Raw genomic sequence first — 1,619 nt, forward strand, 5'->3', positions numbered from 1 at the left:
AGTCAGAGTCCTTCGACTTGGTGATTTTGGATATGATGCTGCCTACTAAAAGCGGTTTGGAAGTGCTGAAAGAAATCCGCAAGACCTCACAGATTCCGGTCATGATCCTGACAGCGCTGGATGATGAGTATACTCAGCTGGTCAGCTTTAACCATCTTATCAGCGACTATGTTACCAAGCCTTTTTCACCGCTGATTCTGGTCAAGCGGATTGAAAATATCCTGCGCCGAAATGCGCTTCCTTCAGAAATTATCATCGGTGATTTAAGGGTTTCTCTGGATGACTGTACGGTTTACTGGCAGGAGCAGAAGATGGCCCTGACCAAAAAGGAGTTTGAAATCCTGCAGGCTCTGGCTAAGCGCAAGGGACATCTGGTGACGCGCGACCAGCTGATGAACGGCATCTGGGGCTACAGCGAGCTGGACAGCCGGGTGCTGGACAACCATATCAAGAATATCCGCAAGAAAATCCCGGGGCTGCCGCTTAAAACCATCACCGGCATGGGCTACCAGCTGGGAGGAGAAGAAGAGTGAAAATTGTCAAAAAGAATTTTCTTCTGACCTCCTCTATCATCTTTGTCGTGGTGACGGTTGTGCTGGCCTCTCTCTACTTTGCCATGCCGCTCTACTACCAGCAGGTCAAAAGCAGTGAAGCCCGGCGGGAGTTTGATCAGGTTGCCCGGCAGATAAAGGGAAAGTCCCGTCAGGAAATCGGTGAACTCTTAACGGACTACAGCAAAAAAGCAATCAAATCTGGTTCACGCTGCTGGCCAAGGACAATACCATTCTTTATCCTTCTGTGGAGAGCGGTGCAGAGGATTCTCTGCAGCTGACCATTGTTCCGACGATTGCCAACAGCGACTATGAAAGCAAAACTCTGACGGAAACGATTGCGGCAGCAGATGGTCAGGAGCTGACTCTGAACGGTGAGTATTCCCTGCAGCCGGTGTCGGATGCCAGCCGCATTCTGCTCAATCTCTACCCCTTTGTGCTGCTGCTGTCGCTCAGTCTGGGGGGGATTGCTGCCTATCTGTACAGCCGTGCCTCCAGTCAGCGGATCAAGGCTATTTCAAGAAGTACCCGGCAGATGATCAGCCTGGCTCCGGATGTGGTTTGTCCGGTCAAAGGCCGGGATGAAATTGCCGAGCTGGCTGATGATATCAATCGCCTCTACGCCAATCTGCTGACCAGTATGGAGGCCCTGCGGCAGGAAAATGAAAAGGTGGCCGAAAGCGAGCGGGAGAAGGCGGAATTTCTGCGCATGACCTCGCACGAGCTCAAGACCCCCATTACCAGCATGATGGGCATGGTTGACGGCATGATATACGGAGTCGGTGAGTTCAAGGACCGTGACCGCTATCTGCAGAAGTGCCGGGAAATTCTGGAAGAGCAGTCGGACTTGGTCCAATCCATCCTGGCCATTTCTAAGCTGGAGATGCAGACAGAAAAGGAGCAGGAAGTCTTCTCCCTCAAGCAGCTGCTGGAGGAAAACCTAGGCAGCTACCGGATTTTAGCGGATGTGCGGCACTACCATTTTCAGGTGGAGCTGGCAGAAGCAAGGGTCAAGGGCAATCGGACTTACCTGCTCAAGGCTATCAAGAATCTTCTGGACAATGCCTT

Annotated in this window: 1 protein-coding gene and 1 pseudogene; both read left to right on the plus strand. The window is 52.0% G+C overall.

The window, feature by feature from the left end; all coding sequences use genetic code 11:
- Nucleotides 1-533: response regulator transcription factor (locus STRDD11_RS05005; RefSeq protein WP_241209316.1), on the plus strand; the 533-nt coding region annotated here is incomplete at its 5' end.
- Nucleotides 530-1,619, plus strand: a pseudogene (locus tag STRDD11_RS05010) (HAMP domain-containing sensor histidine kinase); the annotation flags it as partial. The gene STRDD11_RS05005 and the pseudogene STRDD11_RS05010, both read left to right, overlap by 4 nt.

This window comes from Streptococcus sp. DD11, assembly GCF_001578865.1.
Taxonomy (GTDB): domain Bacteria; phylum Bacillota; class Bacilli; order Lactobacillales; family Streptococcaceae; genus Streptococcus; species Streptococcus panodentis.